This window comes from Nocardia sp. NPDC058480, from assembly GCF_042720495.1.
Lineage (GTDB): Bacteria > Actinomycetota > Actinomycetes > Mycobacteriales > Mycobacteriaceae > Nocardia.
In genome coordinates, this window is sequence record NZ_JBHXMN010000010.1 from 157,662 (window position 1) to 183,399 (window position 25,738).

Annotated in this window: 29 protein-coding genes; 12 read left to right on the top strand and 17 right to left on the bottom strand. The window is 68.6% G+C overall.

Translation table 11 applies throughout. The features are described from left to right. Window positions 1-66: 66 nt before the first annotated feature. From ACFWO8_RS23040 to ACFWO8_RS23080, 9 genes are all read right to left on the bottom strand, one after another. Window positions 67-738, bottom strand: a complete 672-nt coding sequence (locus ACFWO8_RS23040) for an amino acid ABC transporter permease (protein WP_378957209.1) — start codon at window positions 736-738, stop codon at window positions 67-69. Window positions 739-741: 3 nt separating this feature from the next. After that, complete coding sequence (locus tag ACFWO8_RS23045) at window positions 742-1,500, bottom strand: amino acid ABC transporter substrate-binding protein (RefSeq protein WP_378957234.1); 759 nt, start codon at window positions 1,498-1,500, stop codon at window positions 742-744. A gap of 170 nt (window positions 1,501-1,670) precedes the next feature. Then, on the bottom strand, window positions 1,671-2,222 hold the full coding sequence (locus tag ACFWO8_RS23050) for an NINE protein (RefSeq protein WP_378957240.1): 552 nt from the start codon (window positions 2,220-2,222) through the stop codon (window positions 1,671-1,673). Between the two features lie 222 nt (window positions 2,223-2,444). Next, window positions 2,445-3,647 (bottom strand): prolipoprotein diacylglyceryl transferase, encoded by a 1,203-nt coding sequence (lgt, locus tag ACFWO8_RS23055; protein WP_378957269.1) that lies wholly within the window; start codon window positions 3,645-3,647, stop codon window positions 2,445-2,447. A gap of 183 nt (window positions 3,648-3,830) precedes the next feature. After that, the gene (gene trpA / locus ACFWO8_RS23060; RefSeq protein WP_378957286.1) at window positions 3,831-4,631 is read right to left on the bottom strand and encodes a tryptophan synthase subunit alpha; all 801 of its coding nucleotides are present in this window, start codon (window positions 4,629-4,631) and stop codon (window positions 3,831-3,833) included. Continuing rightward, window positions 4,628-5,896: a tryptophan synthase subunit beta gene (gene trpB / locus ACFWO8_RS23065; RefSeq protein WP_378957296.1), complete on the bottom strand. Its 1,269-nt coding sequence runs from the start codon at window positions 5,894-5,896 to the stop codon at window positions 4,628-4,630. Before trpB ends, trpA begins: the two co-directional genes overlap by 4 nt. Next, complete coding sequence (gene trpC / locus ACFWO8_RS23070) at window positions 5,893-6,714, bottom strand: indole-3-glycerol phosphate synthase TrpC (RefSeq protein WP_378921480.1); 822 nt, start codon at window positions 6,712-6,714, stop codon at window positions 5,893-5,895. Before trpC ends, trpB begins: the two co-directional genes overlap by 4 nt. Before the next feature lie 124 nt (window positions 6,715-6,838). After that, on the bottom strand, window positions 6,839-7,603 hold the full coding sequence (locus ACFWO8_RS23075) for a TIGR02234 family membrane protein (RefSeq protein WP_378957309.1): 765 nt from the start codon (window positions 7,601-7,603) through the stop codon (window positions 6,839-6,841). Continuing rightward, on the bottom strand, window positions 7,600-9,138 hold the full coding sequence (locus tag ACFWO8_RS23080) for an anthranilate synthase component I (protein ID WP_378957317.1): 1,539 nt from the start codon (window positions 9,136-9,138) through the stop codon (window positions 7,600-7,602). Before ACFWO8_RS23080 ends, ACFWO8_RS23075 begins: the two co-directional genes overlap by 4 nt. A gap of 133 nt (window positions 9,139-9,271) precedes the next feature. On the opposite strand from ACFWO8_RS23080, the gene ACFWO8_RS23085 reads away from it, so the two are divergent. The 4 genes from ACFWO8_RS23085 (at window position 9,272) to ACFWO8_RS23100 (ending at window position 11,346) form a co-directional block, all read left to right on the top strand. Beyond that, window positions 9,272-9,550, top strand: coding sequence for a hypothetical protein (locus tag ACFWO8_RS23085; protein WP_378957320.1), 279 nt, complete (start codon window positions 9,272-9,274; stop codon window positions 9,548-9,550). 73 nt (window positions 9,551-9,623) lie between these two features. Continuing rightward, window positions 9,624-10,094, top strand: coding sequence for a peroxiredoxin (locus tag ACFWO8_RS23090; protein WP_378957324.1), 471 nt, complete (start codon window positions 9,624-9,626; stop codon window positions 10,092-10,094). Between the two features lie 67 nt (window positions 10,095-10,161). Next, window positions 10,162-10,734, top strand: coding sequence for a permease (locus tag ACFWO8_RS23095; RefSeq protein ID WP_378957327.1), 573 nt, complete (start codon window positions 10,162-10,164; stop codon window positions 10,732-10,734). 144 nt (window positions 10,735-10,878) lie between these two features. After that, window positions 10,879-11,346 carry a MarR family winged helix-turn-helix transcriptional regulator gene (locus ACFWO8_RS23100; protein ID WP_378957331.1) on the top strand — a complete coding sequence of 156 codons (468 nt, stop codon included), beginning with the start codon at window positions 10,879-10,881 and terminating at the stop codon, window positions 11,344-11,346. Here the strand turns inward: ACFWO8_RS23100 and hisI are convergent. Both hisI and ACFWO8_RS23110 read right to left on the bottom strand, forming a co-directional pair. Further along, on the bottom strand, window positions 11,343-11,687 hold the full coding sequence (gene hisI / locus ACFWO8_RS23105; RefSeq protein ID WP_378957334.1) for a phosphoribosyl-AMP cyclohydrolase: 345 nt from the start codon (window positions 11,685-11,687) through the stop codon (window positions 11,343-11,345). The genes ACFWO8_RS23100 and hisI overlap by 4 nt on opposite strands. Continuing rightward, window positions 11,684-12,982 carry a PucR family transcriptional regulator gene (locus ACFWO8_RS23110; RefSeq protein WP_378957340.1) on the bottom strand — a complete coding sequence of 433 codons (1,299 nt, stop codon included), beginning with the start codon at window positions 12,980-12,982 and terminating at the stop codon, window positions 11,684-11,686. The genes hisI and ACFWO8_RS23110 overlap by 4 nt, the downstream gene beginning before the upstream one ends. A gap of 132 nt (window positions 12,983-13,114) precedes the next feature. On the opposite strand from ACFWO8_RS23110, the gene ACFWO8_RS23115 reads away from it, so the two are divergent. From ACFWO8_RS23115 to ACFWO8_RS23145, 7 genes are all read left to right on the top strand, one after another. Beyond that, entirely contained in the window at window positions 13,115-13,873 is a 759-nt protein-coding gene (locus ACFWO8_RS23115; RefSeq protein ID WP_378957347.1) for an ABC transporter ATP-binding protein, read from the top strand. After that, the gene (locus ACFWO8_RS23120; RefSeq protein ID WP_378957352.1) at window positions 13,870-14,622 is read left to right on the top strand and encodes an ABC transporter ATP-binding protein; all 753 of its coding nucleotides are present in this window, start codon (window positions 13,870-13,872) and stop codon (window positions 14,620-14,622) included. Before ACFWO8_RS23115 ends, ACFWO8_RS23120 begins: the two co-directional genes overlap by 4 nt. After that, window positions 14,619-15,497, top strand: a complete 879-nt coding sequence (locus ACFWO8_RS23125; RefSeq protein WP_378957356.1) for a branched-chain amino acid ABC transporter permease — start codon at window positions 14,619-14,621, stop codon at window positions 15,495-15,497. Before ACFWO8_RS23120 ends, ACFWO8_RS23125 begins: the two co-directional genes overlap by 4 nt. Beyond that, complete coding sequence (locus ACFWO8_RS23130; protein ID WP_378957362.1) at window positions 15,494-16,534, top strand: branched-chain amino acid ABC transporter permease; 1,041 nt, start codon at window positions 15,494-15,496, stop codon at window positions 16,532-16,534. The genes ACFWO8_RS23125 and ACFWO8_RS23130 overlap by 4 nt, the downstream gene beginning before the upstream one ends. Then, window positions 16,524-17,780, top strand: a complete 1,257-nt coding sequence (locus tag ACFWO8_RS23135; protein ID WP_378957366.1) for an ABC transporter substrate-binding protein — start codon at window positions 16,524-16,526, stop codon at window positions 17,778-17,780. The genes ACFWO8_RS23130 and ACFWO8_RS23135 overlap by 11 nt, the downstream gene beginning before the upstream one ends. Window positions 17,781-17,856: 76 nt before the next feature. Further along, entirely contained in the window at window positions 17,857-18,603 is a 747-nt protein-coding gene (locus ACFWO8_RS23140) for a hypothetical protein (protein ID WP_378957367.1), read from the top strand. Between the two features lie 84 nt (window positions 18,604-18,687). After that, on the top strand, window positions 18,688-19,845 hold the full coding sequence (locus ACFWO8_RS23145) for an acyl-CoA dehydrogenase family protein (RefSeq protein ID WP_378957370.1): 1,158 nt from the start codon (window positions 18,688-18,690) through the stop codon (window positions 19,843-19,845). 7 nt (window positions 19,846-19,852) lie between these two features. Here ACFWO8_RS23145 and ACFWO8_RS23150 read toward each other — a convergent pair whose 3' ends face one another. From ACFWO8_RS23150 to ACFWO8_RS23170, 5 genes are all read right to left on the bottom strand, one after another. Beyond that, a complete protein-coding gene (locus ACFWO8_RS23150) occupies window positions 19,853-20,791 on the bottom strand; it encodes a TIGR03564 family F420-dependent LLM class oxidoreductase (protein WP_378957378.1) in 939 nt (312 codons plus the stop codon). Window positions 20,792-20,936: 145 nt separating this feature from the next. Further along, window positions 20,937-21,752: an imidazole glycerol phosphate synthase subunit HisF gene (gene hisF, locus ACFWO8_RS23155; protein WP_378957392.1), complete on the bottom strand. Its 816-nt coding sequence runs from the start codon at window positions 21,750-21,752 to the stop codon at window positions 20,937-20,939. 5 nt (window positions 21,753-21,757) lie between these two features. Continuing rightward, window positions 21,758-22,579 (bottom strand): inositol monophosphatase family protein, encoded by an 822-nt coding sequence (locus ACFWO8_RS23160; RefSeq protein WP_378957395.1) that lies wholly within the window; start codon window positions 22,577-22,579, stop codon window positions 21,758-21,760. An 8-nt stretch (window positions 22,580-22,587) separates the two neighbouring features. After that, window positions 22,588-23,319, bottom strand: coding sequence for a bifunctional 1-(5-phosphoribosyl)-5-((5-phosphoribosylamino)methylideneamino)imidazole-4-carboxamide isomerase/phosphoribosylanthranilate isomerase PriA (gene priA / locus ACFWO8_RS23165; protein ID WP_378957403.1), 732 nt, complete (start codon window positions 23,317-23,319; stop codon window positions 22,588-22,590). Between the two features lie 83 nt (window positions 23,320-23,402). Further along, a complete protein-coding gene (locus tag ACFWO8_RS23170) occupies window positions 23,403-23,888 on the bottom strand; it encodes a carboxymuconolactone decarboxylase family protein (RefSeq protein ID WP_378957405.1) in 486 nt (161 codons plus the stop codon). Between the two features lie 169 nt (window positions 23,889-24,057). On the opposite strand from ACFWO8_RS23170, the gene ACFWO8_RS23175 reads away from it, so the two are divergent. Then, entirely contained in the window at window positions 24,058-24,963 is a 906-nt protein-coding gene (locus ACFWO8_RS23175) for an RNA polymerase sigma-70 factor (RefSeq protein WP_378957407.1), read from the top strand. Between the two features lie 25 nt (window positions 24,964-24,988). On the opposite strand, the gene ACFWO8_RS23180 is transcribed toward ACFWO8_RS23175, so the two are convergent. Then, entirely contained in the window at window positions 24,989-25,591 is a 603-nt protein-coding gene (locus ACFWO8_RS23180; protein WP_378957408.1) for a maleylpyruvate isomerase family mycothiol-dependent enzyme, read from the bottom strand. Window positions 25,592-25,738: the final 147 nt, after the last annotated feature.

Sequence of the window (25,738 nt, forward strand, 5' to 3'; positions counted from 1 at the left end):
GAGCGCCGAGTCTTTTCGCCTGTCGAGTTGCACGCTGAGTTCGACTCGTGTTCACGAAAACGGTTGCTACCGAACGGCAACGTGGCGCGAGAGCCGCGTCTCCAGACGGGTCTGGCCGAAGCCGAGGATCAGGCAGATCACCCAGTAGTAGAGCGCCGCGACGCCGTAGAGGGCGAAGAAGTCGAAAGTGGGCGCGGCGGCCAGCTGGGCGGTGCGCAGCAGCTCGGTGACCAGGATGGTCGAGGCCAGCGAGGTGTCCTTGACCAGCGAGATCAGCGTGTTCGACAGCGGGGGCACCGCGATCCGGGCGGCCTGCGGGAACACGATGTGCCAGAGCGTCTGGACATAGGTCATGCCCAGCGATTGCGCGGCCTCCCACTGCCCGTGCGCCACGCTCATGATCGACGAGCGCACCACCTCGGCGGCGTACCCGCCGACATTGAGGCTGAACGCGATCACCGCCGCCGGGAACGGATCGATGACGATCCCGAACTGCGGCAGCGCGTAGAACACGATGAACAGCTGCACCAGCAGCGGGGTGCCGCGGATGATCGAGATATAGAAGCGGGCGGGCACCGACAGCATCCGCCGCGTCGACATCCTGGCCAGCGCGACACCCACCGCGATGGCCAGGCCGATGACGAAGCTGACGGCCGTGAGCGGCAACGTCATCGTCACCGTGGCCTTCAGCATCGGCACCAGGTTGTGCCGGATCAGCTCCCAGGTAGCCGGATCCATCCGCTATTTGCTGACGTCGGTGCCGAAGTACTTCTCCGACAGCCGGGCCAGCGTGCCGTCGGCACGCAGTTCGGCGAGGGCCTTGTCGACGTCGGCGATCAGCGCGGTGTCGCCGGAGCGGGCGGCGAAGGCCTGCTTGCTGGTCTCGCCGGTCTGGGCCGCGATCTTGATGCCGGTGTCACCGGTCTTCTTCGTGTACTCGCCCACGGCGAGTGTGTCGTTGACGGTGGCGTCGACCCGACCGGCCTTGAGCAGCTGCACCGCCTGCACGAACCCTTCCACCGCTTCGACTTTCGCACCGGCGCCGGCGGCGACCTTGCTCCAGTTGCTGGTGGCCGACTGCGCGGTGGTCTTGCCCGCCAGGCTCGCCAGCGAGGTGATGGTGGCGTTGTCGGATTTGGTGACGATCACGCCCTCGGAGGTCGTGTACGGCTGCGACAGCGCGTACTTGGCCGTGCGCTCGGGGTTCACGGTGACCTGGTTGGCGACCAGATCGAAGCGCTCGGACTCGAGCCCGGCGAAGATCGAGTCCCACGGGGTCTGCACGAATTCCACCTGCTTGCCGAGCTTCTCGCCGACCGCGCGGGCAACCTCGACGTCGTAGCCGGTGAGCGTGCCGCCCTCCTGGTAGCTGAACGGCGCGTAGGTGCCCTCGGTGCCGATCTTCAGCACGTTCGGGTCGGACGCGGACGAGCAGGCCGACAGGCTCGTCGCGGCGACGACAGCGAGTACGGCGGCGGCAATGAATTTGCGCACGGACATCCCTTTCTCCGCTGCGCGTAGCGGGCACGCGCAGGCCAAGCGACGATACGGCGCCGCCACAGACCGACACAGAGTATCGCTCACCGTGATCGGAATACCGGTGGGAAAACGCGAAACGGGCACTCCGCGTGAGCAGAGCACCCGTCTACCTCCCCGGTGTGGGCATGGAATCAGTCGCGCAGTGGACGACCCTGTGGGTCGGGCACCTTGCCGGTGAGCATCATGATGCCGTCGATCAGCGGCCAGATGGCGCCGAGGCCACAGGTCAGCCAGGTGACCGCGATCTGGGCGATGCCGAGACCGGTGTAGCCGAGGTAGAAACGGCCGACACCGAAGCTGCCGAGGAAGATCTGCAGCAGACCGGCCATCAGCTTCTGCTTGTCCGACAACGGCACGCCGTACATGTCCCGGCCCCAGGGCGCCTCCGGGTCGTTCGGGTTGTAGCCCTGCGGCATCGCACCGTACTGCGGCTGGCCGTAACCCGGCTGCGGCTGGCCGTAACCCGGCTGCGGCTGCTGCGCGTACGGATCGGCGGGCTGGCCGTACTGCGGCTGCGGCGCACCGTACTGTGGCTGGCCGTAGCCGGGCTGCTGCGGCTGCTGGGCGTACGGATCGGAGGGCTGACCGTAGGCAGGCTGACCGTATTGCGGCTGCGAGCCGCCGTCCTGCGGCTTGCTCAGGTCAGGTCCGTACTGGGGATTGGGGTTATAGGGATCGGTCACTCATGTCCTCCTCATTCGTGCGGGTACCCGTCGTGGCCCCCGGCCCGTGGCGATCGGCCGAACGGCGGTGCGCGCGCGACGATCACGGCCATTGTGGCCGGTACTGCCCACTGTTGTCTTGTCGGGTACCACCCGATCGGCCCTCGCCACACATTCGAAATATCGCGGCGGGCGCCCGCAATGTTGCCGGACGCCCGTCGGTTCGACGAAAACCGTGGTGGATCAGGACTTCTTCGCACCTGATTTCGACGGCTCCCCGTCGGCGCCGGTCGCGGACTCGGAGTCCTCACCGGACACGTCCGCGACGTCCTTCGCGTCGGTGACGTCCTTCGCGTCGGTGACGTCCTTCGCGTCGGTGACGTCCTTCGCGTCGGTGACGTCCTTCGCGTCCTCGTCGGCGGGAGTGGTCACACCGTCCACATCTGCCGAATCATTTTCCACCGCAGGGGAATCTGCCTTCTTCGTGACGTCGACCGTCGTGGTCGCGGAGTCCGTCGCCGCACCGGCGCCGGCCGCACCGGCGGCCCGCAACGCGGAGAACTGCCACGGCCACGGACGCGGCTCACCGTCCGGCTGCAACTGCGCGGGCGTCTCGCGGCCCTTGGTCGCCAACGCGAAATAGGCCATGGCGCCGAGGAAGACGAGTGCGGAGGTGAACGAGTTGATCCTGATGCCGAGAATGTGAGTGGCTTCGTCGCTGCGCAACAGTTCGACGAAGAACCGGCCGAAGCTGTAGCCCGCGACATAGAGCGCGAACAGGCGGCCGTGACCGATCTTGTAGCGCTTGTCGAGCAGCACCAGCCCGATAACGACGAGCACGTTCCAGACGAGCTCGTAGAGGAACGTCGGCTGCACGACCTCGAGCACTCGCCCGGTCGACACCCCGTTCATCATGTCGCGCGCGCCGGTCGCCGGGTCGAACCGTTCGTAGATCTCCAGACCCCACGGGACCTCGGTGGCGCGCCCGTAGAGTTCCTGGTTGAAGTAGTTGCCGAGCCGGCCGATCGCCTGGGCGAGCAGCACCGCGGGCGCGACCGCGTCGCCGAGCGCGGGCAGCGGGATCTTGTACATCCGGCAGCCGATCCAGGCGCCGATGGCACCGAAGAACACCGCACCCCAGATGCCGAGGCCGCCCTGCCAGATATAGAGCGCCTCGACGGGGTGCTTGCCCTCGCCGAAGTACTTCTGCCAGTCGGTGGCGACGTGGTAGATACGGCCGCCGACCAGGCCGAACGGCACCGCGAACATCGCGACATCGAGGACGGCGCCCGGCTGACCACCGCGCTCGCGCCACCGGCGTTCGCCCCACCAGATGGCGACGACGATGCCGAGAATGATGAACAGTGCGTACGCCCGCAGCGGGAAGGGTCCGAGGTGCCAGACCCCCTGAGGCGGACTCGGAATATAGGCCAGGACTGAGTTCACGGCCTCAGCATATTGGCGCGCTGGCGCGCGCGTGTCCGCGGCCCCAAGGGGCCGCCGGTTAGCGCTCGAGACTCGCGCCTGCGGCGCATGCGCTGTCGAGCGCTAACCGGCGACCCGGCCGCGGACCGGCCACTTCGTGGCCGCCGCTCCCCAGGGGTCGCGGGTGCGGGGCTGGCAATGCGGTCAGGAGCGAACGGTCGCCGAGCGCACACCTTCAGCCAGTTCAGCGGTCAGTGCGCGGACCGCGTCGAGGCCCTCCGGCACGGCCGAGACCAGCGCCGATCCGACGATGACACCGTCGGCATAGGCGGCGATCTCGGCGGCCTGCGCGCCCGAGCGCACGCCGAGGCCGACGCCGATCGGGATGTCGGAGTGCGCGCGGACCCGTGCGCACAGCGCGGGCGCGGCCGAGGAGACCGCGTCGCGGGCACCGGTCACACCCATGGTCGAGGCCGCGTAGATGAAGCCGCGCGAGGCCTCGAGGGTCTTGACCAGACGCTCCTCGGTCGAGGACGGTGCGATCAGGAAGATGCGATCCAGGTTGTGGGTGGCCGAGGCGATGAACCAGTCGTCGGCCTCGTCGGGGATCAGGTTCGGCGTGATGATTCCGGCGCCACCGGCCGAGGCCAGGTCGCGGGCGAAGGTGTCGACACCGTATTGGAGCACCGGGTTCCAGTAGCTCATCACCACGGCCTGACCACCGGCGTCGGTGATCGCCTCGACGACGGAGAACACGTCGCGCACGCGCACCCCACCGCGCAGCGCCTGCTCGGCGGCGGCCTGGATGACCGGGCCGTCCATCACGGGATCGGAGTAGGCGACGCCCACTTCCACGATGTCGCAACCGGATTCGACCAGTGCGCGGCAGGCGGCGATGGATCCGGCCAGGTCGGGATAGCCCGCGGGCAGGTAGCCGATCAGGGCGGCCCGACCTTCGCTACGCGCCGCGGCGAAGGTGTTCGCGAGACGGGACTGCTGACTCACTGCTTGTTCTCCTCGGCGGCGTCGTCATCGAACAGACCGAACCAGCGGCCCGCGGTGTCCATGTCCTTGTCACCACGACCCGACAGGTTGACCAGGATGACCGCGCCCTCGCCGAGCTCGGAGCCCAGCTTCAGCGCGCCGGCCACGGCGTGCGCGGACTCGATCGCCGGGATGATGCCCTCGGTGCGCGAGAGCAGCAGCAGCGCGTCCATCGCCTCGGTGTCGGTGATCGGCCGGTATTCGGCGCGACCGGTGTCCTTGAGGTAGGCGTGTTCGGGGCCGACGCCCGGGTAGTCGAGACCGGCCGAGATCGAATGCGATTCGATGGTCTGGCCGTCCTCGTCCTGCAGCAGGTACGAGTAGGCGCCCTGGAAGGCGCCGGGCGTGCCACCGGTGAAGGTGGCCGCATGGCGTCCGGTTTCGACGCCGTCACCGGCCGCCTCGAAACCGACCAGGCGTACGCCCGCGTCGGGAATGAAGGCGTGGAAGATGCCGATGGCGTTGGAACCACCGCCGACACAGGCCACGACGGCATCGGGCAGCTTGCCCGCCTGCTCCGGGAGCTGGATCTGCTCGCGCGCTTCCAGGCCGATCACGCGCTGGAAATCACGCACCAACAGCGGGAACGGGTGCGGACCTGCGGCGGTTCCGAAGCAGTAGAACGTGTCGTCGGCGTTGGTGACCCAGTCGCGCAATGCCTCGTTGATCGCGTCCTTGAGGGTCTGCGAACCCGAAGTCACCGCAATCACCTCGGCGCCGAGCAGCCGCATGCGGGCCACGTTGAGCGCCTGGCGGGCCGTGTCGACCGCGCCCATATAGATCACACAGCCGATGCCGAGCAGCGCGCACGCGGTGGCGGTGGCGACGCCGTGCTGGCCCGCGCCGGTCTCGGCGATGACGCGGGTCTTGCCCATCCGCTTGGCGAGCAGGGCCTGGCCGAGCACATTGTTGATCTTGTGCGAGCCGGTGTGGTTGAGGTCCTCACGCTTGAGGAAGATCCGCGCGCCACCGGCGTGCGCGGCCAGCCGGGTGCATTCGAACACCGGCGAAGGGCGGCCGGTGTAGTCACGCTGCAACCGGTCGAGCTCGTCGAGGAAGGTGCGATCGGTGCGGATCTTGTCGTACTCGGCGGTGACCTCTTCGATCACGGCCATCAGCGCCTCGGGGACGTGGCGCCCGCCGTAGATGCCGAAGTGGCCGCCCGCGTCGGGCTCGTAGTCGGAGTGCTGCGCGACGCCGGCGCTCGCCGGGGGAAGCACCGTCACCGAATGCTCCGCCGAGCGGGCTTCGGGCAGGACGGGTGCGTACCGGCGGTGACCAGCTCGGACACGGCCGAACGCGGGTTACCGCTGGTCACCAGGCCCTCGCCGACGAGCACGGCGTCGGCGCCCGCGCCGGCGTAGGCCAGCAGGTCGGCGGTGCCGCGGATGCCGGACTCGGCCACCCGAATGACCTCCGACGGCAGGCCGGGCGCGATCCGCGCGAACACATCGCGGTCGACTTCGAGGGTCTTGAGGTTGCGCGCGTTGATGCCGATCACCGTGGCACCGGCCTCGAGGGCGCGGTCGGCTTCTTCCTCGGTGTGCACCTCGACCAGGGCGGTCATGCCGAGGGATTCGGTGCGGTCGATCAGCGAGGCGAGCACGTCCTGCTCGAGCGCGGCCACGATCAGCAGGATCACGTCGGCGCCGTGGGCACGGGCCTCGTGGATCTGGTACGGGCCGACGACGAAGTCCTTGCGCAGCACCGGGATGTTCACGGCCGCGCGTACGGCGTCGAGATCGTCGAGCGATCCGCCGAAGCGCCGACCCTCGGTGAGCACGCTGATGATGCGCGCGCCACCGTCTTCGTAGGCCTTGGCCAGCACGGCGGGATCGGGGATGTCGGCCAGCGCGCCCTTGGAGGGGCTGGCGCGCTTCACCTCGGCGATGACACCGATTCCGTCCTCGTGCAGCGCGGCATATGCGTCCAGCGGTCCCTTGACCGCGGCGGCAGCAGCTTTGATCGCTTGAAAATCGAGGAGGGCTTCGCGAGCGGCAACATCCGCCCGGACCCCGTCGAGAATCGAGTCGAGTACCGTCATCTGGCTCGAATCCTTTCTGGGAAGACGCACTTCTCGCCCGAGAGTCCCCTCAGGCGCTGTCTCACCGATGCTGGTAAAGAATAAATGCCCGCCGCGCGTGTCACTGCGGCGGGGGTGCTGCCGGTCACTTGTTCTCCCCGGCCGGACCGTGGTCGGCGCCGGGGGTATCGGAGGTGTCGGTCGGGTCGGTACCCGCGTCGAGCGCGTCCCACAGCACCCGGTCCGACAGTGGCGCCGCGGTTCCGGTCTCCGCGTTCTGTTTGCTCACCGCGGCGCTGGCGTCGGCACGTCGGAACACCGGGTTGTCGTACTTGCCGGAGAGTTCGGCGCGTTCGCCGGTGCGGCGGGTGAGCAGGATGCCCGCGGCCAGTGCCAGGATCGCGGCGAGGATCGACAGGATCGCCGGACCCAGGTGCGCGTCGGCGCCGCTGACGACCGCGCGCACCGGCAATTCGGCCAGGGTGCCCGCACGGTCGGCGGTATTGCCCGCCCCGGCCGCCAGCGCGAAGCCCGGTACCGCCGCCGCCGCCGCGATCACCGAGATCACCACCCCGAGCAGCTGACGCAGCACACCCTTGACCGCGAACACCGCCGCGATCGAGGCGACCAGGACCAGGGCGAGTGGGGTGAGCGCGCCGAACCACACGCCACCGTTGAGGTCATCGGTGCGCGGTTCGGTGAGCCCGTCGGCGGAGTGCACCGTCACCCACGTCATCCGCGAGGCAGCCCACAACCCCGCCGCGGCCAGCGCCAGCAGCACGACCGGAACGATCGGCTTGGCTGCCCGAGCGGGCGTCCCAGCCGTGGCCCCGGTGGAGTCCGTGACCGCCGCATCCGGCCCGTCGACGTCCGCCGGAGGGGTGTCGTCTGCTCCGGGCGTGGCCGTCATAAGTCCCCGCCTTCGTAGGTGCGCAGGGTCTGCGCGGCCGCGATCGCCTTGAGCACCGCCATGGCCTTGTTGCGGGCCTCGGTGTCCTCGTACACGGGATCGGAGTCGGCGACCACGCCCGCGCCCGCCTGCACATAGGCGATGCCGTCCTTGAGCAGGGCGGTGCGGATGGCGATGGCCGTGTCGGCGTCACCGGCGAAGTCGAGGTAGCCGACCACGCCGCCGTAGACGCCACGCCGGGTCGGTTCCAGTTCCTCGATCAGTTCCATCGCCCGCACCTTCGGCGCACCGGACAGCGTGCCGGCCGGGAAGCAGGCCCGCACCGCGTCGAGCGCGACCTTGCCCTCGGCGAGTAGCCCGGACACCGTCGAGACCAGGTGCATCACGTGGCTGTACCGCTCGACGTGGCGGTACTGGGTGACCTTCACCGTGCCGGGACGACAGACCCGGCCAAGGTCGTTGCGACCGAGGTCGACGAGCATCAGGTGCTCGGCGTTCTCCTTCTCGTCGGCGAGGAGGTCCTTCTCGAGCAGGATGTCGTCCTCGGCGCTGTCGCCGCGCCAGCGGGTGCCCGCGATCGGATGTGTCGTCGCCACACCGTCTTTCACGGTGACCAGCGATTCAGGACTCGAGCCGACGATGGAGAACGCGGTGCCACCCGCGCCGTCGGGGATGTGCATCAGGTACATGTACGGGCTCGGGTTCGAGGCCCGCAGCATCCGGTAGACCGCGAGCGGGGAACCGGTGTAGTCCATTTCGAAGCGCTGCGAGAGCACCACCTGGAACGCCTCGCCCGCCTCGATCTCCTTGATCAGACGGTGCACGCCCGCACCGAATTCCTCGGTGGTGCGCCTGCGCAGGAACTGCGGTTCCGGCCGGTCGAAGACCGACACCGTCGAGGTCGCGGGGGCGGCCAGCGCGGCCGTCATCTTGTCGAGCCGGGCGACGGCGTCGTCGTAGGCGTCGTCGACCCGGGAGTCGGTGCCGTCCCAGTTCACCGCGTTGGCGATGAGGGTGATCGCGCCCTCGTGGTGGTCGAACGCGGCCAGGTCGGTGGCCAGCATCAGCACCAGCTCGGGCAGTCGCAGATCGTCGGCGGCCAGCTCGGGCAGCCGTTCGATCCGGCGCACCGCGTCGTAGCCGAGATAACCGACCATGCCACCGGTGAGCGGCGGCAGACCGGGCAGCCGTTCGGTGCGCAGCAGTTCGAGGGTCTCGTGCAGCACGCGCAGCGGGTCACCACCGGTGGGGGCGTCGGCGGGCACCGTGCCGAGCCAGGTGGCTTCACCGTCGACGACGGTCAGTGCCGACGGGCTGCCCGCGCCGATGAACGACCAGCGCGACCACGAGCGCCCGTTCTCCGCGGATTCGAACAGGAAGGTGCCCGGCCGGTCGCCTGCCAGTTTGGAATAGGCCGAGAGCGGAGTTTCGGAGTCCGCCAGCACTTTTCGGGTCACCGGGACGACCCGGTGCTCGGCGGCGAGCAGCCGGAACTGTTCGCGGGTCGTGGTGGTTGGTGTCGACGCGCCCTGCATGAGCCCATCATCCCAGGCGTGCCGCCGCCTGCGCGCGCGGACCCGACCCCGCGCCGAATCGGGCGGTGACCGGCATCACTACACTCGCGCGGGTTCCACGTCGCATGCGGTAATCCCCTTTCCGAGAGGAGCAATGTTGTACCCCTCGCACCAGGGCGCACAGGACAGCCGGCTGGCTGTCCCGTCGCAGCAGCACTACGGTCCCGGCCAGCAGGCGGTGACAGCGAGCGCGATCAATTCGTTCGTCACCTACGCCAAGGCCATCCAGGACCTCGACAAGAAGAACTTCCCCGACGAGTACGCCGGGCACAGCGACCGCATCCGCGAGCTAGAGCCACTGCTGCGCGCGCACGGCATCCTCGACGTGATGCAGATCCGCAATCCCGACGTCGCGGCGCTGCTCGGGCAGTAGGCCATGAGGATCCCCGCTCGTGTACGCGAACGGGGATCTTCCTTACTTCGCTGCCGGTCGTTACTGTCTGGGCATGCAGCCAGGCCAGCGCGCTCCGCAGTTCGAGCTCCCCGATCAGTCCGCCCAGCTCCGCTCGCTCGACGGCTTGCTCGCCGACGGCCCGCTGGTGCTGTTCTTCTACCCCGCCGCCAATACCCCGGTGTGCACCGCCGAGGCCTGCCACTTCCGCGATCTGAGTGGTGAATTCACCGCGCTGGGCGCCTCGTGCGTCGGCATCAGCACCGACAGCACCGAGGTGCAGGCCGGCTTCGCCACCAAGCAGCGCCTGGACTATCCCGTGTTGTCCGACAGCGACGGCGCGGTGGCCGCCGAATTCGGCGTGAAGCGTGGACTTCTCGGCAAACTCGCCCCGGTCAAGCGCCACACCTTCGTGATCGACACCGACCGCACGATCCTGAAGATCATCACCGGTGAGCTGCGCGCGGCCGTGCATGCCGACGAAGCACTGGCCTTCCTGCGCGAACGCAGCACCACCCCGGAGTAGTACCGATCGAAGAATCGCCGGGCGCCGGGTCGCCGCCCGGCGGCCCCGACGCACTTACGCTGGGCAGATGACAACCGGCGAGGTGCAGTCGAGCGGTCAGAAATCCACCGCCGTCCGATGGCGTAACCGGGCGATCATGGCGCTCGCCACGGTGGTGGTACTGGTGATCGCCTACTTCATTCTGTCCTCGTTCATCCCCCGATGGTGGGCACAGCGGCTGGCCAACGTCGTGCACGGCAGTTTCAGCTCGGGCATCTGGTGGGGTCTGGTGTACGGGTTCCTGTTCACGCTGCTGCCCTTGCTGCTGCTGGTATCGGCGGTGCGGGTGTGGAAGCGCAAGGGCGGCAAGTTCATCGCGGGCGCGGCGGTGATCATCGCGCTGGCTTGCTCGCTGCCCAATCTGATGACGTTGACGATCGTGCTCGGTGGCAACAATGCCGCACACGCCGGTCAACGCATTCTCGACGTCGACGCGCCTGCGTTCCGCGGCGCCTGCCTGGTCGGCGCCATCATCGCGGCGGTGGTTTTCGCGCTGGTGCTCGCACTGATGGGCAAGCGTGGACTGAACCGTCACCAGGCCGCCAAGGCCGCGGCACGCCCGCCCGAGCCCACCATGCCGCCGATGACCGGCGACCGGTAGCCGTTATCCGCGACCTCGCGGTGATGTGAGTGACCTCACGACCACCACCAACTCGCGGACGCCACAGCGACGTCGTGGCAAACTCTCTCTCGTGCGCGCCCCACTCCACCATGCCCGCCGTCCGACCGCGAGGCAGTTCCGGCGATGACCCAGTGGCTCGACCCCGTCGAACGGCGCGCATGGCAGGCGATCGTCGCGCTCATGACCCGGATCCCCGGCGCGTTGGACACCCGGCTGCAACGCGAGTCCGGGCTCACCCATTTCGAGTTCCAGGTGCTCAGCCTGCTCTCGGAAGAGGCGGGCCACCGCCTGCAACTGAGTGATCTCGCCCACAAGGCAAATGCGTCGCTATCGCGACTGTCACATGTGGTGTCGAAGCTCGAACGTCTCGGCTGGGCGCGACGCGACACCACCGCGGGCAGACGCGGGGTGTACGCGGTACTCACCGACGCGGGTTTCGAGAAGGTGATCGAAGCCGCCCCCGGCTATGTGGATGCCGTACGCAGGCTCGTCCTGGACGGTCTCACCGATCAGCAGACCGCGCAGCTCGCGGTGCTCGGGGAAACGCTGTCCGACCGGCTGAATCGGATCCTCGTCGAAGACGGCGACTAGTCCGCGGCGAGCAGCACGTCGGCGTCGAAGCAGGTGTGGGTGCCGGTGTGGCAGGCCGCGCCTTCCTGATCGACGATCAGCAGCAGCGTGTCGCCGTCGCAATCCAGGCGCACCTCGTGCACGTACTGCGTGTGCCCGGAGGTCTCGCCCTTGACCCAGTACTGCTGACGCGAGCGCGAATAGTAGGTCGCCTGACGGGTTTCCAGCGTTCGGGCCAGCGCCTCATCGTCCATCCACGCCATCATCAGCACGTCCCCGGTCGCCTTTTCCTGCGCGACCGCGGCGATCAATCCGTCCTCGGTGCGCTTGAGGCGGGCGGCGATGGCGGGGTCCAGGCTCATGCCTCGTTTATAACAGCAGCCAGTTCGATGGCCACCAGCAGTTCGACGAGGTCGTTCACGCTGCGCACATTTCGGCCGGTGAGCTCCTGGATCCGGCCCAGCCGATACTTGGCCGTATTGAGGTGGATGTGCAGGGCGTCGGCGGCTTCGCGCAGATTCATGTCGGCGGCGGCGAACGCGCGGATCGTCTCGGCCAACGTCCCGCCACGAACACGGTCCTCGGCCAGTGCGCTGCCGATGCGCGGATCGACCAGCTGACGGGTGGTGTCATCGGCCCGCAAGAGCAGGTACTTGAACGGGGTGAGCTGCGGTAACGCGAGCACCCCACCCCCTTCGGGCAGGAGCGCGAGCGCGGCCTGCGCCTGCCGGTGGGCACGCGGAATCTGGGCGACCTCGGTCACCGCGGTGCTCACCCCGATGGCGAGCGTGATGCCCTCGGCACCCAGTTCGTCCTGCATCGCGCGCAGCCGTTCGCACAGTCCGTCGGCCGCGCCCGCGCTCGCGAGCGCGGGCACCGCGACGATCTCGGAGCCGCGCACCGCCGACAGCGTCCGCAATCCGTTGACCGTGCACCGCGCCATCGCCGCGGACACCAATTGCCTTGCCTGAACCAGGCTTTCGGACGAGTCCTCGCTACGCTCCGCTCGATCGAGCACCACCGCGGTGACCACGACCACCGGCACGGTGCGTTCGGCCCCGATGCCGTGCGCGGTGGCCACCGACAGGTGCGGACCGCTCGCGGGCAGCGTGCCGTCGAGCAGCGCGTCCATCAGGGCCTGCGAGTCCCGCCCGGATTCATCGGCCACGTACTGCTGGAATTCCAGATACGCGTCGGTGGCCTGGGTACTGATCAGATCGGTGTAGCGAGCCAGCGGCCCCGCCAACGACAGCACCGCCGCCTTCCCGGCCTCGGAATCGCCCGCGTGCGCGAGCAGTGTTTTCCAGATGGCGCGCTGGCCGAGCCGGAACGCGGCGATGTAGTCGACCAGCGGCAAGCCGGTGCGGGCCCGCCGCGCCGCCGCCTGCCGGGCGTAGGCGACATCGGCCGGGCAGACGCGGCGGTGCTCGAGCAGCGCACCGAGTCCGGTGCGGCTCAGCCGGGCGAGCTGATCGTGCACATCGTCGAGAACACCGGGGTCCGCGGTGGCGTAGCCGGGCAGCTGGGCGCGGATCTTGGCCATCACGTCGTCGGCGATCTCGTCGGCGTGGTCGTAGGCGCAGCTCGCGATCCGCTGACGCTCGGCCTGGACCTGATCGGATTCGGTCGAAACGGCTAAACGTGATCCAGCTGACATGTTCGGGGAGTGTGCATGGGGCGGAGCACAGTGTCAACCACGTCACACTGTCCGCAGCGGACGAGCACCGGGCGAGTTCTTGGTCCGCAACGTCCGATGTGGGCTCCGACCTGCGGTCTTAGTGTTCGTCGCATGCTCGAGATAACCAACCTGACGGTGCGCTTCGGCGGCATCACCGCTCTGCAGGACGTCGGGTTCACGGTCGCTCCCGGCGAGATGGTCGGTCTGATCGGACCCAACGGCGCAGGCAAGACCACCCTGTTCAACTGCATGACGCGGCGCAACCGGCTCACGTCGGGCTCCATGCGTTACCTCGACACCGACCTGTCGACGGTGCGGCCCGACGCCCTGGCCGGGCTCGGCATCGCCCGCACCTTCCAGAACCTCGGCCTGTTCCCCCGTCTCTCGGTGCGCGAGAACGTCCTCGTCGGCGCGCATCACCGGGCATGCGCGGGCTTCGTCTCAGCCGGACTGCGGTTGCCGAAGGTGCGCAAGGAGGAAAAGCTGCTGCGCGCCGAAGCCGACGAGCTGCTCGAACGCCTCGACTTGACCGCGGTCGCCGACCACCCGGCCGCCGGCCTGCCCTTCGGCACCCTCAAACGCATCGAACTCGCCCGAGCGCTGGCGGTGCGGCCGCGACTGCTGCTGCTCGACGAACCGGTGAACGGCCTGAGCCACGGGGAAGTGGACGAATTCGCCGAGCGGCTGCGCGCCCTGCAGGCCGACCTCGCACTGACCGTGATCGTCGTCGAACACCACATGGGTTTCGTGATGGGCACCTGCGATCGGGTGATCTGCCTCGAGTTCGGCCAGGTGATCGCCGAGGGCAAACCCGAAGCGGTACAGCAGGATCCGGCCGTCATCCGCGCCTACTTGGGAGCTTCGGCATGAGCGAGCACTGGCCGACGGCAGGCACGAGCGATTTCTTGACGATCACCGACCTGCATGCCGGGTACGGTGCGGCGAAAGTCCTTCATGGCGTGAGCTTTTCGGTCGAGCGGGGCACCGTGTGCGCGATCCTCGGCCCCAACGGCGCGGGCAAGACCACCCTGCTGCGCGCCCTGTGCGGGATGATCAAGGTTCGCGGCAGTCTGCTCCTCGACGGTGACGAAGTATCCGGTCGCGCACCGGAATCGATGGCGCGCCTCGGTGTCGCCCATGTTCCGGAGGGACGCGGCACCTTCGCCCCACTCACCGTCGAAGAAAACCTGCGCCTGGGCGCCTATCCCCGCCGTGACCGCGCCGCCGTCGACACCGACCTGCGCCGCGTCTACGACTACTTCCCGATCCTGCGCGACAAGCAGCGCGACGCCGCGGGCGGCCTGTCCGGCGGCCAGCAGCAGATGCTCGCCATCGGCCGGGCCCTGATGCTCCGGCCACGCCTGCTGCTGCTCGACGAACCCTCGCTCGGCCTCTCACCGCTGGTCACCCAGGAGTTGTTCGGGATCGTCGCCACCATCAACGAAGAGGAACGCACCACGGTGATCGTCGTCGAACAAAACGCCCACCTCGCGCTCGAGGTCGCCCAGCAGGCGCACGTCCTGGAAACCGGGCGCATCGTCTTGTCGGGCACCGCAGAGCAGATCAGGGCCGATGAGCAGGTCACCCGCTCCTACCTGGGATATCGGGTGCGGCCGTGATCGAATTCCTGCAGCAGCTCGTCGAGGGACTGTCCGCGGGCGCCATCTACGCGGGCCTCGCGCTGGCCCTGGTGCTCATCTACCGATTCACCGGGATCGTCAACTTCGCCCAGGGCGAGCTGGCCATGTTCTCGGCGTTTCTGGCCTGGCAGCTGAGCCAGCTCATGCCGTTCTGGGCGGCACTGCCGCTCACCCTTGTCCTCTCCTTCGCCGGCGGCATGCTGATCGAACGAGTGGTGATCCGTCCGGTCGAGGGCGCACCCGAGATCACCCTGGTGATCGTCACCGTCGGACTCTTTTTCACCATCAACGCCACCGCGGGCTGGATCTGGTCGTATCAGACCAAGTCGTTCCCGAATCCCTTTCCCGAGGGGGCTTTACGTGGTGGCGGCCTGAGTGTCGGCTACGGCAGTCTCGGCATTCTGCTCGTCGTCGCCGTGGTCATGACGCTGCTGTATCTGCTGTTCCGCTACACCAGGATCGGGCTCGCGATGCGGGCGGTGGCGTGTAACCCACAGTCGGCCAAGCTCGTCGGCATCCGGGTCGGCACAGTGCTCGCGCTCGGCTGGGGTCTGGCCGCGCTGGTCGGGTCGGTCTCGGGCGTGCTGTCGGCGCCGCTGCTGTTCCTCGAACCGAACATGATGGGCGGGGTCCTCATCTACGCCTTCGCGGCGGCGACGCTGGGCGGGTTCGACTCCCCCGGCGGCGCGGTGGCAGGCGGTCTGATCGTCGGCGTCGCCGAAACCCTCACCGGCGCTTACGTCGACGCGATCGGCACCGAACTCAAGATCGGTGTGCCGCTGGTGATCATCCTGGGCGTGCTGTTGCTGCGCCCCCAAGGTCTGTTCGGACACGCGGCGGTGGAACGAGTATGAGCGAAGTGAACATTGCGACACGGCCTTCGGCCACACCAGTCGCGAAACCGATACTGCACCGGCTGAATACGCTGCGCTGGCCGATCGTCGCGACGGCCGCGCTTGTCCTGCTGGCCTGCGTCGCACCTTTCCAGTTGGTGCCCTTCCGCACTTTCCAACTGGCCATGGCGATGATCTACGCGGTCACCCTGCTCGGGCTGAACCTGCTGGTCGGCCACACCGGCCAGATCTCGCTCGGCCACGGCGCCTTCTTCGCCATCGGCGCCTACACCGCCGCGATCGCGATGGAGCACTGGGACACACCGTATTTCGCGACCATCCCGATCGCCGCGGCCGTCACCTTCGTCCTCGGCTTCGCCCTCGGTGTCCCGGCGCTGCGGCTGCGCGGGCTGTATCTGGCACTGGTCACCCTGGCCATCGCGATCTTCCTGGTGCCGCTGCTCAAGCGGTTCGACGGAATCACCGGCGGTTCCATGGGACTCACCGTCACCAAGCCCGTCGCGCCGGCGTGGACCGGGCTGGCCGAGGACCAGTGGCTGTACTTCCTGGCGCTGGCCACCACCGTGGTGAGCTTCGTCCTGGTCGCCGGGATGCTGCGCTCCCGGGTCGGGCGCGCGCTGCACGCGGTGCGCGACAACGAGATCGCCGCCGAGGTGCTCGGGGTGAATCTGGCGCACTACAAAACACTCGCCTTCGCCTGGAGCGCGCTGCTGGCAGGCATCGCGGGCTGTGTCTACACCTGGGTGATCGCGTTCGTCTCACCCGATTCCTTCGCGCTGACGCTGTCGATCACGCTGCTGGCCGGGCTGGTCGTCGGTGGGCTCGGCACCACCTGGGGCCCCCTGCTGGGCGGACTGTTCGTGATGTTCGTGCCCAGTTTCGCCCAGGACGTGAATCAAGCCGCACCCGGCGTCATCTTCGGACTGCTGATCATCGCGGTCATGTACCTCGCGCCGAAGGGTTTGGCCGGCCTGGCCACCCAGTGGACGCAATGGCTCGGACATCGTGTCCGGAAAGGGAAAACTCATGCGCACTAGGGCAATCCGCTCCATCGGTGTGACGGCCGCGCTACTCGCGACCCTCACCGCGTGTGGTGGTCGTGGCGAGGAGACCGGCTCCGTCGGTCAAGGCGACTGCAAGGGTCAGCAGACGATCGGTATCACCGACAGCACCATCAAACTCGGCGGGGCGTACCCGCTGTCGGGTCCGGCCTCGGCCTACGGCGAGGTACCCAAGGGCGCCAAGGCCTACTTCGACTACATCAACGCCGAGCAGGGTGGCATCGACGGACGCACAGTCGAGTATGTAGTACGCGACGACGGTTACCAGCCGCCGAAGACAGTCGAAGAGACCCGTCGCCTGGTCGAACAGGACCAGGTGTTCGCGGTCTTCCAAACCCTCGGCACGGCGACCTCTTCGGCGGTCACCGACTATCTCAACCAGCGCAAGGTGCCCCAGGTCTTCGTCGCCACCGGGGCGAACAAATTCGGTTCCAGCACCGAGAACCAGTGGACCATCGGCTGGCAGCCCAGCTACCGCACCGAGGGTCTGGCGTACGCGCAGTACGTGAAGGCGCAGCGGCCGAACGCGACCGTGGCGGTGCTCTACCAGAACGACGACTTCGGCAAGGACCTGCTCGCGGCGTTCACCGAGGGCGTCGCGGGCAGCGGGGTGAAGGTGATCGCCGAGCAGAGCTTCGAGGTCACCGACCCCACCGTCGACGCCCAGGTCCGCAACCTGGCCAATGCCAAAGCCGATGTGCTGCTGAACTTCTCGACGCCGAAGTTCGCCTCGCAGGCGCTGGCCGCCGATGTCCGCAATACCGACTGGAATCCGTTGCACATGCTCGCCGTGGTCTCCAACACCATGGCGACCCTGCGCCCGGTCGGGCTGGCCAACGTCCAGGGCACGGTGACCGCGGCGTTCCTCAAGGAACCCGCCGACCCGCGCTGGGCCACCGACGCGGGCATGCAGACATACAAGGCCAAGATGGCGCAGTACGCACCCGGCGCCGACCCGACGAACCAGCACGCCATGGCCGGCTGGACGATGGCAGAGAGCTTCCGCAAGACCATGGAAGCGGCGAAATGCCCGACCCGCGAGGGCCTGCGGGACGCGATGCGCTCGCTCGACAACGTCTCCACCGACCTCATGCTGCCCGGCATCGCGATGAAAACCGGTGCGGGCGACGGCTATCCACTCGAGTCCGTCGGCATCCAGACCTTCGTCGGCGAGCACTGGTCGCTGTCCGACGGCGGCCTGATCGACACCAGCGGCAAGTAGTCGCTCCCTCAACGTTGCGCAGCGCATCCCAGCGTGCGCGGCCTGTCCCAATACACCCCGATCGATGAGGTTCACCATGAAGATGTCAACCACCCTGGCCACGGCGGCCATGACCGCGCTGGCCCTGTGCGTCAGTACCGGGACCGGCAACGCCGATCCGGCACCGCAGACCGAGGTGCGCTACGAGGTGAGCAGGCAGGGTGACTCCGCGGTGCTGTCCACCGACGGCAAACTGCAGGTCGTCGATGGCCAGCTCGTGCTCACCACCGGCGCCGACACCCCGGTCGCCGCACTGCCGCTGACCTACCGCATGGACGACAAGGTGTTCCCGATCGCCGCCACCATCGACGGCGGCACCGCGACCCTGACGCCGTCGCGGGAGGGCGGCGCCCCGGTGGCCGCGGCCACGAACGTGATCACCCAGGACGTGGCGGCGCAGCAGATCGCCGAGTCCTTCACCCCGCGTGATCAAGCCGCGCTCGGCGTGCTCAGCCAGCGCCTCGGCGTGGGTAGCGCCGTGGCCGCCATCGTCGGCGCGGTGGTCGGCGGCGGTATCGGCTGCCTGGTCGGCGGTGCCGCCGGTGCGGCCATCGCCAGCCCGGTGATCGTGCTGCTCGTGCCGTGGGTCGGTGCCACCGTGGCCGGTTGTGTGCTCGGCGCGGCCACGCTCGGTGCGGCAGGAACGATGCTCGGCCTGGTCACCGTCGGTGGTCCGCTGGCGCTCTTCTCCGCCTACCAGTACTTCTCGACCATTCTCGCGCCGTGCCCGGCCGAGCTCGGTGCCTACTGCAAGGACCCCGCGGTTCCCACCCCGCCCAAGTAGTCTCCCCCGCCGTCTCGCCGGTCCGCCCGATCAACTCCTCGGGCGGGCCGGCTCGTGGCCGTTCGCGGCCGGTAAGGAATCCCCATGCGCAGAACAGTTTTCGATGCCGAGCACCGCGCCTTCCGGGCGACGATACGCGCGTTCATCGACGCGGAAGTCGTGCCGAGTTTCGGCAAGTGGTACGACGACGGACTGGTGCCGCGCGAATTCTATTACCGGCTGGGCGAACTCGGGGTGCTCGGCATGGAGGTGCCCGTCGAGCACGGGGGCTCCGGCCTCGAGTCGTTCCGGTACCGCGCGGTGCTCGCCGAGGAGATCGCCCGCGCCGCAGTGTCTTTCGGCGGCTCCAGCGCCCACGTGTCCCGCTGCCTGCCACTGATCACCGACCTGGCGACAGCCGAACAGCAGCAGCGCTGGCTGCCCGGATTCGCCACCGGCGAAACGATGTTCGCGCTCGCGGTCGCCGAACCGGGCACCGGAACGGAGCCCGCCGGCATGCGGACCACCGCGCCGATGTCGCTGGACGGCACCGAGTACCTGCTCAACGGTTCGAAGACCTTCGTCACCGGCGGTGTACACGCCGACCGCGTCATCGTGTGCGCGCGCACCGCACCCCCGAACGCCGACGACCCGACCTACGGCCTTTCCCTGCTGGTGGTCGATGCCGCCGCCCCCGGCTACCGGGTCGGTCGCGCACTCGACACCCTCGGTCGAAAGGTCTCCGACACAGCCGAACTCACCTTCACCGATGTGCGGGTGCCGGTGGCCGATCGACTCGGCGACGCCCACCGCGCCCAGTCCCATCTCGCCGCGCAGCTGCCGCGCGAACGTCTGACCATCGCCATCGGCGCCCACGCGCACGCCAAGGCCGCGGTCCGTTTCGCGTACCGCTTCACCACCGAGCGCACCGCGTTCGCGCACCCGGCGGCGAGCTTCCAGAACACCACATTCGAGCTGGCCGCCTGCCGCGCCGAGGTCGATGCCGTCGAGGCGGTCGTCGACCGTGCGCTGGCCGCCAACGACCGCGGCGACCTGACCCCCGCCGACGCCGCCTCGGCCAAACTGTTCTGCACCGAGTCGGCGGGCCGGGTGATCGACCGCTGCCTCCAATTACACGGCGGCATCGGCTATCTCGCCGACTCCCCGATCGCCCGCCTCTACGCCGACCACCGGGTCGACCGCATCATGGGCGGCACCAGCGATGTCCTTCGCACTGTCATCGCGGCCGAGATGGGGCTGTGACGGCGGGTCAGCGGGCGCGGTTCAGCTCACCGAGCAGCCGCCAGGTGCGCTGCTGGTCTTCGGGCGTGGTCAGATCAGTCTGGGAGAACACCACATCGGTGGCGCCCGCGGCGAAATAGTCGGCCACTCGCGCGGCCACTGTCTCCTCGTCGCCGATCACCACCAGTTCAGCTGCCCGCTGGGCACCCGAGAGCTCCACCACTCGCTGATACGACGGAATCGTGTCGTAGAAGGCGGTTTTCGCCGCTGCGATGCTCCGCGCCCCGGCGACGTCGGCAGTCACGACGCCGGGGACCATCACGACGACGCGGGGACGCGGCCTGCCCGCAGCCGCCGCGGCGGCGGTCAATGGCGCGACGATGTGCTCGGCCAGCGCCTCGGGGCCGACCAGGAAGGGCAACGTGCCGTCGGCCAGTTCACCGGTGGCCCGCAACGCCTGCGGCCCCATCGCCGCTACCAGCACCGGCACCGTCGGGTCGGCACCCGCGACAGCCGCGGGCATCGGACTGGCTGCGGTCACTGTCTCCCCGCGGAAGTCGACCTCACCGGTATCGAGAATCGACCGCAGCGCCGTGAGGAATTCACGCAACCGGACGGCAGGACGGTCGAACGGCCCGCCGAACGCGCGTTCGGACAGCGACCGAGCGCCGAGCCCCAACCCGAGCACGAACCGTCCGCCGCTCGCCGCCTGCGCGGTCTGCGCCTGACTCGCCACCAGCAACGGATGCCTGCCCGGCACCGGGACGACCGAAGTACCCACTTCGATCCCCGGCACCGCCCGACCGATCAACGCCGCCAACACGATCGAGTCAGTGCTGAAGGTCTGCCCCAACCAGACCGAGCTCAGCCCGACATCGGCGGCCACCCGGCCCAGGTCGACGGCCGCGTCCACGGCGTTGGCGGAGTGATCGAGGGCGAACGGGGACAACGCGATTCCGATGCTCATTCCGCTGTCAACACCGGCGACACCGGAATTCATCGCGATCGGCGCACGGTGATTCCATCGTCCGCGTACCGGCGGATCGTGGTGCGCGGACACCGAAGAGTTCGGCGTAAGGCGAATTCGGCCGAAGCCGCAGCCTGAGAGTGGGTCAGCGGACGGTGATGCCGTCCGCGCGCATCGCGTTCTTCACCTGGCCGATGGTGAGATCGCCGAAGTGGAACACGCTCGCGGCCAGTACCGCGTCGGCACCGGCGTGCACGGCGGGTGGGAAGTGTTCGACCGCGCCCGCGCCGCCGCTGGCTATCACCGGTACGCGCACCGCGGCGCGCACCGCGGTGATCATCGGCAGATCGAAACCGGCTTTGGTGCCGTCGGCGTCCATCGAGTTCAACAGGATCTCGCCCACGCCGAGTTCGGCGCCGCGGATGGCCCATTCGACGGCGTCGATGCCGGTGCCGCGCTTGCCGCCGTGGGTGGTGACCTCCCAGCCGGACGGGGTGTCGGGCTCACCGTCGGGCACGGTGCGGGCGTCGACCGAGAGCACGATGCACTGGGCACCGAAGCGCTGCGACATCTCGAACAGCACTTCGGGGCGTGCGATAGCGGCGGTGTTCACCGACACCTTGTCGGCGCCCGCGCGCAGCAGCCGGTCGACGTCGTCGACCGTGCGCACGCCGCCGCCGACGGTGAGCGGGATGAAGATCTGTTCGGCGGTGCGGGTCACCACGTCGAGCATGGTGCCGCGGTCGCCGGTGGAGGCGGTCACGTCGAGGAAGGTCAGCTCGTCGGCGCCCTGGGCGTCGTAGGTCGCGGCCAGTTCCACCGGGTCGCCCGCGTCGCGCAGGTTCTGGAAGTTGACGCCCTTGACCACCCGACCCGCGTCGACGTCCAGGCACGGGATCACGCGGACCGCCAGGGTGCTCGGCACCGTGGTGCTCGCTCGTTCGTCGGTGCGCGGTGTCATGGGGTTCACCCTCGTTCTTCTTCGCTGACGGTACAAATCATTTCCAGCAGCTCTTCGTGCACGCCCGGCGCGGCGGCCAGCACCGAGCCGGAGGTGATCGTCCACGGCGCGCCCGCGAGGTCGGTGACCACGCCACCCGCGGCGCGCACCAGCGCGACCCCGGCCGCGTTGTCCCACGGATGATGCCCGAAGACCACCGCGCCGCCGAGCACCCCGGACGCGGTGAACGCCAGGTCGATGCCGGTGGCGCCGTGCATCCGCACCCGCGAGGACAACCGGCTCAAGGCACCGAGCAGGTCGAACCGGAACTGACCGGGGATGCGGCCTGCCGAGTCGAGGTTGAAGGCGCCGAACCCGATCATCGAGTTGGCGAGTTTGCCCGGTTCCAGCGGCGGCATCGCGACACCGTCGAGGTACAGCGGCCCACCGGTCACCGCGGCGTAGCGGTGGCCGAGCGTGGGCAGCCAGGTCAGGCCGATCACCGGTTCGCCTTCGTGCACCAGCGCCAGCAGGGTGCCCGACATGGGATGGCCGGAGGAGTAGTTGAAGGTGCCGTCGATCGGATCGAGCACCCAGGCCGTGCCCGAGGTGAGCGCGGGCCCGCCGAATTCCTCACCGTGCACCGCGATGCCGGTGCGCTGCTGGAGCTCGGCGGAGATGGTGCGTTCCAGCTCGAGATCGAGCTCGGTGGCGAAGTCGTTGCGGCCCTTGGTCACCGCGCTCGGCGCGCCGAGGCCTTCGACGAAACGCCCGACCACGCCGTCCAGGGTCTGGGTGGCGACGGTCAGCAGGTCGGTCAGTTCGGCGGTGCTCGGCGTGGCGGTCATCGGCGGTGTCAGCGCACCGCGGCCAGGGCTTCGGGCAGCGTGAACCGGCCGGCGTACAACGCCTTGCCGATGATCGCGCCCTCCACACCGTCTTCGGCCAGGCCCGCGATCGCGACGAGGTCGTCGAGCACCGAGATACCGCCGGAGGCGACCACCGGTGCCTCGGCGGCGTTGGCGACCTCGCTCAGCAGCTCGAGGTTGGGGCCGGTCAGCGTGCCGTCCTTGGAGACGTCGGTGACGACATAGCGTGCGCACCCGTCGCGCTCGAGGCGTTCGAGCACCTCCCACAGGTCGCCGCCGTCGGTCACCCAGCCCCGGCCGCGCAGCCGCCACTGCCCGTCGATCTGCTTCACGTCGAGCCCGACCGCGATCCGGTCGCCGTACTCGCCGAGCACCCGGGCACACCACTGCGGGTTCTCGATCGCCGCGGTGCCGATGTTGACCCGCGCGCACCCGGTGGCCAGCGCCGCCTTCAGCGAATCGTCGTCACGAATACCACCGGACAGTTCGACCTTGACGTCGAGCTCGCCGACGACCTGGGCGATCAGTTCCCGATTGCTCCCCTTGCCGAAGGCCGCGTCCAGATCGACCAGATGCACCCACTCGGCCCCCGCTTGCTGCCACGCCAACGCCGCGTCCCGAGGCGACCCATAGCTCGTTTCGCTACCGGCCTCCCCTTGCACAAGGCGCACGGCCTCACCATTGGCGACATCGACAGCGGGCAACAGCACAAGACTCACGCATTCAGACTAGTAGGTCTGTGTCCGCGTTCCCGCAACGGTCCGCGGCGGTGAGGCCCGTGTCACGCGAACCCGCCGTGGGGTCAGTTGGCCACGGCCTCGAACATGCCGGGCTCGTAGGCACCGCCCTGCTGACGCAGGATGACGCCGAGTCGGTTGGCCGCGTTGATCTGGGCCACCACGGCAACCAGGGCAGCGAGCTGCTCGTCGTCGTAGTGCTCGCGCGCCTGGGCCCAGGTCGCGTCGGACACGCCATGAGCGGCATCGGCGACGCGGGTACCTTCCTCGGCCAGTGCGAGCGCCGCGCGTTCCGGTTCGGTGAACACGGTCGACTCACGCCACGCGGCAACAAGATTGATCCGTGTCGCGGACTCTCCGGCGTGGGCGAGGTCCTTGCTGTGCGCGTCGGTGCAGTAGGCGCAGCCATTGATCTGACTGACGCGCAACATCACCAGGTCCTGGGTAGCTTTCGGCAGGGACGACTGCATCAGCGCCAGGCTGGCGTTGCCGAACCGCTTGCCGAACTTGGCGCCGACCTCGGTATCGAACAGGTTGAATCGGGGTTCCATGACGTGTTCCTCACTGGTAGTTGCTGAATCGAACGACCATGAGACGAACGCGACCGGATATCCGTAACACCCTCGTCGACGTGATCCACGCCACTGCGCACCGGTGTTACGCAACGGCGCCGACCGGCGTCTGGTGTGCGACACATCCGAGCGGAAACAGGAGCTACCCATGGCGGCGCAGACCACGCCCGACGGCAAGGCACAAGCAACCGAGATGTTCGTCGCCCATCGCAATCTGCTGTTCACCGTCGCCTACGAGATGCTCGGCTCGGCCGCCGACGCCGAGGACGTCCTGCAGGAAACATGGCTGCGATGGGTACGCGTCGACCTCGACACGGTGCTGGACCCGCGCGCCTACCTGGTCAGAATCACGACCCGTCAGTCGCTGGACCGGCTGCGCACGCTCGGTCGGCGCAGGGAATCCTATGTCGGCCCCTGGCTACCCGAACCGCTGCTGACCACCCCGGACGTGGCCGAGGACGTCGAACTGGCCGAGAGCGTCTCGATGGCGATGCTGCTGGTCTTGGAAACACTCACCCCGATCGAGCGAGCGGTGTTCGTACTCCGCGAAGTATTCGACCTGGACTACGACGAAATCGCCGACGCCGTCGACAAAACCCCAGCCGCCGTCCGCCAACTGGCCTACCGAGCTCGTGCCCACGTCGCAGCCCGCCGACCACGCGGAATCGTGTCCCCGAACGAGTCCCGCGACGCGCTCGCCGCCTTCCAGCGGGCGATCGAAACCGGCGACCTACAGCATTTGCTCGACCTACTGGCCCCTGATGTCGTCTTCCTCGGCGACGGCGGCGGAATCAAGCAGGCCGCCCTGTCCCCCATCACCGGAGCCGGCCTGGTCGCCGCGTTGCTGACAGCCGGGCTGCCCAGAATCGGCGCCGAGATGACCGTCGAACCGGCCCAGCTCAACGGCCACCCGGCACTGATTCTGCGCCTCGACGGCACGATCGACACCGTAGTCGCGGTGCGCATCGACGACGGACTCATCACCGGGCTCTACTCCGTGCGCAATCCCGACAAGCTGTCGCGAACGGAGACGGAGACCGCGCTACGGCGCTGAGCCCGATCGACGTTCCCTCCCGATGTCAGGACATGCGGCGGCGGAGTTCGGGGAGTCCGCCACCGGTGAGGTCGTCGAGCGCGACGGTGCGGCCGACCACGGCCAGGGCGATGGCCTCGCCCGGGCCGCGAACTTCCGGGCCGTCGCCCGAGGACCAGTCGATATCGGTGGCGACGAAACGCAGGCCCTTGGTGAACCTGCCGGGTAAGGCGAACGGGTCGGGGTAGTCGAGGACCGCGGTGAGACGGTCGGCGGGGATCGTCCGCAGGCGGGCGAGCGGGCGTCGGATGTCCTGGTGGTGGACTACGAGGTCGGAGAGCATGAGCCGGGGCGAGTACTTCGACAGACGACCCGACTCCTTGTCGAGTTTGTCCACGAGCTGCTCGGTCGTCAGCCCCGAGAACGACTGCGCGAGTGCGTTATTGGTGCGCTCCACCGAGCCGCGACTCTTCACCACGACCGCCGCGTAGCTCAGTGGACTCAGTGTGTCCTGCAGCAGGTGCCCCACCACATCGCGCACCCGCCACCCCACACACAGCGACGGTGTCTCCCACTCCTGCTCACTCAAACCCCGCAGCAGTTCGACAAGTTCGGCCCGTTCGTCGAGCAACATCCCCCGATAACTCATACCGCCACCCTAGTCGCACCGACCGCCGTGCGAAATCCTTTCACGGTCGGATTCCCGTGAGCGAGCGACGATTACGATTGCGCGATCCTCCCGGGCCGGCTGACCTGCGCGGAGGCTTCGAACTCGATCGCACGACCGTGCGGGCCC

Coding starts and splice junctions, on each gene's coding strand:
- ACFWO8_RS23040 (WP_378957209.1), bottom strand. CDS start 738: ATGGATCCGGCTACCTGGGAGCTGATCCGGCACAACCTGGTGCCGATG.
- ACFWO8_RS23045 (WP_378957234.1), bottom strand. CDS start 1,500: ATGTCCGTGCGCAAATTCATTGCCGCCGCCGTACTCGCTGTCGTCGCC.
- trpC (WP_378921480.1), bottom strand. CDS start 6,714: ATGACGGTACTCGACTCGATTCTCGACGGGGTCCGGGCGGATGTTGCC.
- ACFWO8_RS23075 (WP_378957309.1), bottom strand. CDS start 7,603: ATGACGGCCACGCCCGGAGCAGACGACACCCCTCCGGCGGACGTCGAC.
- ACFWO8_RS23080 (WP_378957317.1), bottom strand. CDS start 9,138: ATGCAGGGCGCGTCGACACCAACCACCACGACCCGCGAACAGTTCCGG.
- ACFWO8_RS23085 (WP_378957320.1), top strand. CDS start 9,272: ATGTTGTACCCCTCGCACCAGGGCGCACAGGACAGCCGGCTGGCTGTC.
- ACFWO8_RS23090 (WP_378957324.1), top strand. CDS start 9,624: ATGCAGCCAGGCCAGCGCGCTCCGCAGTTCGAGCTCCCCGATCAGTCC.
- ACFWO8_RS23095 (WP_378957327.1), top strand. CDS start 10,162: ATGACAACCGGCGAGGTGCAGTCGAGCGGTCAGAAATCCACCGCCGTC.
- ACFWO8_RS23100 (WP_378957331.1), top strand. CDS start 10,879: ATGACCCAGTGGCTCGACCCCGTCGAACGGCGCGCATGGCAGGCGATC.
- hisI (WP_378957334.1), bottom strand. CDS start 11,687: ATGAGCCTGGACCCCGCCATCGCCGCCCGCCTCAAGCGCACCGAGGAC.
- ACFWO8_RS23110 (WP_378957340.1), bottom strand. CDS start 12,982: ATGTCAGCTGGATCACGTTTAGCCGTTTCGACCGAATCCGATCAGGTC.
- ACFWO8_RS23115 (WP_378957347.1), top strand. CDS start 13,115: ATGCTCGAGATAACCAACCTGACGGTGCGCTTCGGCGGCATCACCGCT.
- ACFWO8_RS23120 (WP_378957352.1), top strand. CDS start 13,870: ATGAGCGAGCACTGGCCGACGGCAGGCACGAGCGATTTCTTGACGATC.
- ACFWO8_RS23130 (WP_378957362.1), top strand. CDS start 15,494: ATGAGCGAAGTGAACATTGCGACACGGCCTTCGGCCACACCAGTCGCG.
- ACFWO8_RS23135 (WP_378957366.1), top strand. CDS start 16,524: ATGCGCACTAGGGCAATCCGCTCCATCGGTGTGACGGCCGCGCTACTC.
- ACFWO8_RS23140 (WP_378957367.1), top strand. CDS start 17,857: ATGAAGATGTCAACCACCCTGGCCACGGCGGCCATGACCGCGCTGGCC.
- ACFWO8_RS23145 (WP_378957370.1), top strand. CDS start 18,688: ATGCGCAGAACAGTTTTCGATGCCGAGCACCGCGCCTTCCGGGCGACG.
- ACFWO8_RS23150 (WP_378957378.1), bottom strand. CDS start 20,791: ATGAGCATCGGAATCGCGTTGTCCCCGTTCGCCCTCGATCACTCCGCC.
- hisF (WP_378957392.1), bottom strand. CDS start 21,752: ATGACACCGCGCACCGACGAACGAGCGAGCACCACGGTGCCGAGCACC.
- ACFWO8_RS23160 (WP_378957395.1), bottom strand. CDS start 22,579: ATGACCGCCACGCCGAGCACCGCCGAACTGACCGACCTGCTGACCGTC.
- ACFWO8_RS23170 (WP_378957405.1), bottom strand. CDS start 23,888: ATGGAACCCCGATTCAACCTGTTCGATACCGAGGTCGGCGCCAAGTTC.
- ACFWO8_RS23175 (WP_378957407.1), top strand. CDS start 24,058: ATGGCGGCGCAGACCACGCCCGACGGCAAGGCACAAGCAACCGAGATG.
- ACFWO8_RS23180 (WP_378957408.1), bottom strand. CDS start 25,591: ATGAGTTATCGGGGGATGTTGCTCGACGAACGGGCCGAACTTGTCGAA.